At 38.9% G+C, this 5,460-nt stretch carries 4 protein-coding genes; all 4 read right to left on the bottom strand.

From position 1 onward, the window contains the following. Nucleotides 1-182: 182 nt before the first annotated feature. A complete protein-coding gene (locus tag ACI4WO_RS09490) occupies nucleotides 183-1,496 on the bottom strand; it encodes a hemolysin family protein (protein WP_439807322.1) in 1,314 nt (437 codons plus the stop codon). 125 nt (nucleotides 1,497-1,621) lie between these two features. Beyond that, the gene (locus ACI4WO_RS09495) at nucleotides 1,622-3,013 is read right to left on the bottom strand and encodes a leucine-rich repeat domain-containing protein (protein ID WP_439807323.1); all 1,392 of its coding nucleotides are present in this window, start codon (nucleotides 3,011-3,013) and stop codon (nucleotides 1,622-1,624) included. Beyond that, nucleotides 2,982-4,256, bottom strand: a complete 1,275-nt coding sequence (locus ACI4WO_RS09500; protein WP_439807324.1) for a leucine-rich repeat protein — start codon at nucleotides 4,254-4,256, stop codon at nucleotides 2,982-2,984. The genes ACI4WO_RS09495 and ACI4WO_RS09500 overlap by 32 nt, the downstream gene beginning before the upstream one ends. Nucleotides 4,257-4,303: 47 nt before the next feature. Then, nucleotides 4,304-5,460, bottom strand: a 1,157-nt coding sequence (gene glmS, locus ACI4WO_RS09505; protein ID WP_439807325.1) for a glutamine--fructose-6-phosphate transaminase (isomerizing), incomplete at its 5' end; no start/stop codon positions are given.

The following is a 5,460-nucleotide window of genomic DNA, read 5'->3' on the forward strand; positions in this document are numbered from 1 at the left end:
GACTTCCTTCGCTTTCGCTCTCTCTCGTTCGACAGCTTTATTATTATATCACCTCCGCTTTGCTTTGTCAACCGGTTTGATAAAGTTTGTAGCATATTACAATAAATAATTGAAATTCAGCATTCAAATTGTAAAAACTGCTCTGAGAAACAAATAAAACCGCTTATTAAAGCGGTTTAAAATCAATCTTCTTTTTGAGTTTCTTCTTCAGTTTTCTGACAGACCGCTTTAATTTTTGAAATCCAGTTATCCTCTGTCAGAAGAACTGTAAATTCAGTATCTCCGTATTTTACAGACGGAGTTTCGTCCTCCTCAGGAATTCTCCCCAGCAGATCCACAATAAATGCACTCATTGTATCATAATTATGATCTTTTGGAAGCTCAATTCCCAGAAGTTCTTCCGCATCATCAGGGTGTGTATCGCCGGAAATTGTGTACACTCCGTCAGAAATCTGAACAATTTCGGCTTTTTCGTCGTCATACTCATCCTGAATATTTCCGACAATTTCTTCAAGAATATCCTCCATACTTACAAAGCCAGCGGTTCCGCCGTACTCATCAACCACAATTGCACACTGAGCCTTTTCCTTTGTAAGATTTTCAAAAGCGTCACTGCACTTACAGGTTTCCGGAAGATACATAACCTTTCTCATAAACTGCCGTACCGTAAAGTCTTCAGAATGTTCGCAGCCAACCAGACAAAGCAAATCCTTAACATAAATAATACCTATTATATTATCGACTGTTTCCTGATAAACAGGTATTCTTGAATAGCCCTCATTAATAGCGAGATACACAATATCACCGATTTTGGAATCCACTTCAACAGCGCAGATATCTTTTCTGTGAGTCATTACATCCGAGATATCAGCATCGCCGAACTCAAAAATATTGTTTATCATTTCACGCTGACTTTCTTCCAGCACTCCCGTTTCATTTCCGGCATCCACCATAAGTCTGATTTCCTCTTCAGTAACGGTATCCTTCTGAGAGGATATAGGAACGGAAAACAATCTGCAGAACACAGCCGATATTCCATATGCCAATGCACTCAAAGGCGAAAGCAGCAGCATAAATATTTCAACCGGAACAACTGTTGCAGCAGCAAACTTTTCAATATTTTTGCTCACAAGTTTTCTGGGAAGGATTTCTGTCAGTGCAGTTATAATCACAGCCGCCCCCAGAACGATCACTGCTGTAGCAATTATTTTAACCCACAGTGTGCCATTAATAAGTTCAGCACAAAGTATCACCACCAGCACTGTTATAACTGCATTAAACACGGTTTTCCCCATAGAAAATGAGACAATCATTTTAAGAGGTTTAGCCGTCAGTTTTGCCAGTCTTTCATATCTTTTGTCTTTTTCAGCAAGGCTCCTGATTTTGGAGTCATTGACTTCAATATCAGCGCATTCGCATGCAGCATAAAAGCACTTGGCAATAACGAAAAAAATAAGTAAAACAATAAAAATAATTTGACTCCCGTCAGAATCCATAATCAGTCTCCTTAAAAATAAAGTTACTTTTAGTATATATTATTAATTTAATTTTGTCAATACCTTTTTATTTTCAAAATTTCCTACCAAAAGTTTTACCCCGCTTAATAAAAAGCGGGGCAAAATTAATTTTCATAATATTCGCTTGATTTTTTCTTTCGTTTGATAATAACAATTACAGCGACAACAATTATAGCTGCTATAACAATTCCGGCAGCGATAAGACCAATAATAATTGGCATATCCTTATTTCCGTCCAGATACTCTATAGAAATATGATTATTTTTTGCATAGGTTCTTGCAGCCGTATCAAAATTAGCTTTAATCACAAAACCGTCAAGCTTTTCAAAATTACCGTCTTCATCATCTGTAAATCCAAGGGCATTGTCACCGATTTCGGTTACATTATCAGATATCGTAATACTTTTCAGAGAAGTACATTCCAGAAATGCATATTCTCCTATATAAGTAACAGAATCGGGAATTGTCACCTCTCTGAGTGATTTACAGTCACAGAAAAGGCTTCCCGGCAGACTTGCAATGCCTTCCGGAATCACCATTGAAGTGAGTGCCGTACAGTTAGAAAAGGTTGCTTCACCCAGTTCCATAATATTTTCATTCAGATTTATTTCCGATATATATGTATTGGCGAAGAAAGCACCTTCCGCCGTATATTCTATAGTATCGGGAAAATCGTATGAAGCATCTGTTTTACCGGCAGGATAGCTGATAAGTCCGGTATTGTCCTTTGAAAACAAAATTCCGTTTTCTGCACGGTAATATTCATTATTTTCAGCCACAGTATATTCAGCTAAATCATTGCAGCCCAGGAACGCAAGAGTACCAATTGAATTTAATGTAGAAGGGATATTAACTGTTTTCAGTCCCTGACAATAGTAAAACGAAAGACTTCCAATAGTTTCCACACCTTCCGGAATTTCCAGAGATTCACCCAGCACACTGTATGCAAAGGTATAATTTCCGATATTTTTTACGGTATCAGGGATTTTGAACCATGTCAGATCTTCGCAGTAGCTGAAAGAATAATCGCCGAAATCCGTAACCGTTTCAGGAATTTCTATTTCTTTCAGAGAATTGCAAAGAGCAAATGCCTTATCAGGTATTTTTGCAAGTCCGTCCGGTAGCTTCACCTTTTCAAGTGAGGTACAGCCGGCAAAAGCTGATTCTCCGATATACTGAATAGAATCAGAGATACTAAGCTCAGTAAGCTTTGAGCAGTCAGAAAAAGCATTTTCATCTATTCCTATTATTTTATATCCGTCAATTTCCTCAGGAATATTTACAGCACTGGTATTTGAGTCACAGTCAGAGATATACACACCGCCGTCAACTTTTTTATATGTCATAACCTCGTCTGTAAATGTGTTGTCATCAGATTCAGCAGTACCTTCAGCGAATGCAGAAAAGCCCCAGCATGAAACTGCGCAGACTAATGCCATAAGTACTGATGTTCTTTTTATAAATTTAAGCTTCATCATTGTTTTCCTCATTTTCATTATTGCTGCTTTCCGGATCGTCTTCTGCTTCCCTGCTGTCATCATTGTTATCATCGTCATCATAATCTTCATAATCACCGATATCACGATCATCGTCATCATAATCGGTATTTTTGAATTTATACACTATAATAATAACGATTGCTATAATTATTACAGCAGCGATACATATTCCAACAATAATTCCGGGTTTTATTCCTGATTCTTCCTCCTGAACAGTTTCTTCCTTTGCAACAAATGTAACCTCATTTTCATTGCAGTATGTCTGGGCGTATGAGCCTTCATAGCCGTAAACGGTAAAATCGTCCATTGGAGTAATTTCCCCTGCCTGATCCGTATAAAATCCGAAAGCACTGTATCCGATTTCAATTATAGTTTCAGGAATTTCTATTGAATCAAATCCGGTTGACACGAATGCTCCCTGACCTATTGAATAAAGGGACTCCGGAAATTCAATGTTACAAAGTGATTCACAGCTATAGAATACAGCACCGTCAATTTTTGTCAAACCTTCCGGTAAAGTGATATCTGAAAGGGAAGTACAGCCTGAAAATGTAAAGTCCTCAAGTTCTTCGACCCCCTCAGGGATCACAACATTATCAAGCTTAGTACATTCAGAGAATGCATACAGCTTTATATATTTAAGGCTGTCAGGAAGCTCTATGCTTTCAAGCTCCTGACACACAGCAAATGCACTGCTGGCAATTGCTACAACTGTATCCGGAACAGTATAGCTTGTTAGCTTCTTTCCGGGAGGGCAGCAGAAAATAACCAGATCATCCTTGCCGAAAAGTATTCCGTCAACAGCTTTGTAAATTTCGTTATTATCATCGACCTTGAATTCAGTCAGGGAAGTACAGCCGTAAAAAGAAAAGAGTCCGAAATCCTCAACACTTGCCGGTACAAAAATTGTCTTTATATTATCTTTTTCATAATAAGTATAATCACCGATTTCCTGAACCTTTATACCGTCAATTTCCGAAGGAATCTCAACATCGGTATCATTTCCCAGATAAGTTTCCAGAACGGCATATTGAGAACCGTCGTCATTTTCTGCGACAGTATATTCATAAGTACCGTCCTCACTGGTAATAGTGCTTTCCTCTTCCTCACCGGATGACACATCATCTTCATAGACTGTATCTTCATCATCCGTATACTCAGCACAAACGGAAAATGAAACGGCAGAAGAAAGGATCAGAGCCGAAGCGGTTAAAATCATTGCAATTTTTTTAAATATCATTTTTCAGTCCTCATTTTCAGTAAACATCATAAAGCTTTGCACAGAAGTTATTCAACTGTTACAGATTTTGCAAGGTTTCTGGGCTTATCAACATCATTTCCCTTCAAAACAGAAGTATAATAAGCGATAAGCTGCAATGGAACAACTGCGATCATAGGCATTAAAATATCGTCAATATCAGGCAGACCAAACTTATAGTCAGCCACATCCTTTTCAGGAGTATAAGAATCACGGCATACCATAATAACCTTAGCGCCTCTTGCCTTGACTTCCTTAATATTGCTTACTGTTTTGTCAAACAGCTTTGTCTGGGTAGCAACAGCAATAACAGGCATTCCGTCGGAAATCAGTGAAATAGTGCCATGTTTGAGTTCTCCGGCGGCATAAGATTCAGAATGGATATAGGAAATTTCCTTAAGCTTCAATGATCCCTCCATACTAAGAGCATAGTCAAGACCTCTTCCTATATAAAGCAGGCTGTCAGCAGTAATAAGTGAAGAAGCGATATACTGGGTATCTTCCTTATTTTCCAGTATCTGTTCGATGTATTCCGGTGTTTTCTGCAAAAGAGCAGTCAGCCGTCTGCATTCAGTTTCATCAATTTCTCCGGTAGCCAGTGCCAGTTCAAATGCCAGAAGATACATAACTGCAATCTGTACCATATACGCCTTGGTTGAGGCTACGGCTATCTCAGGACCGGCATGCGTATAAATCAGCATATCTGCCTCTCTTGCAATAGAGCTTCCCTTGGCGTTTACTATTGCAAGTGTCTGAGCGCCCAAGGATTTTGCAAGACGCATAGCCGCCAGACTGTCGGCAGTCTCTCCGGACTGGGAAATAATTATAACAAGATCCTTGTCGTTTACAAGAGGTTCTCTGTATCTGAATTCTGACGCAATATCAACAATCACCGGTACTTTAGCAAGTTTTTCTATAACATATTTGCCCACCTGTCCGGCATGCATGGCAGTACCGCAGGCAACAACGAAAATCTGGCGGAAGCTTTTAAGCTTTTCAGGAGTTATTCCGCATTCCTCCAGATTCGGAAGTCCGTCTATAATACGGGGGGCAATAGTTGTTTTTATAGCTGTAGGCTGTTCATGAATTTCTTTCAACATAAAATGTTCATAACCGCCTTTTTCAGCGGCGTCCATATCCCAGTCAGCAGTTTTAAGTTCTTTTTGTATTTCATTTTTATGGAGAT

Source organism: Porcipelethomonas sp. (assembly GCF_051893655.1).
GTDB lineage: Bacteria > Bacillota > Clostridia > Oscillospirales > Ruminococcaceae > Porcipelethomonas.

Excerpts from the sequence above, each read along its gene's own strand:
- ACI4WO_RS09500 (WP_439807324.1), bottom strand. The coding sequence starts at position 4,256 with ATGATATTTAAAAAAATTGCAATGATTTTAACCGCTTCGGCTCTGATC.
- ACI4WO_RS09495 (WP_439807323.1), bottom strand. The coding sequence starts at position 3,013 with ATGAAAATGAGGAAAACAATGATGAAGCTTAAATTTATAAAAAGAACA.
- ACI4WO_RS09490 (WP_439807322.1), bottom strand. The coding sequence starts at position 1,496 with ATGGATTCTGACGGGAGTCAAATTATTTTTATTGTTTTACTTATTTTT.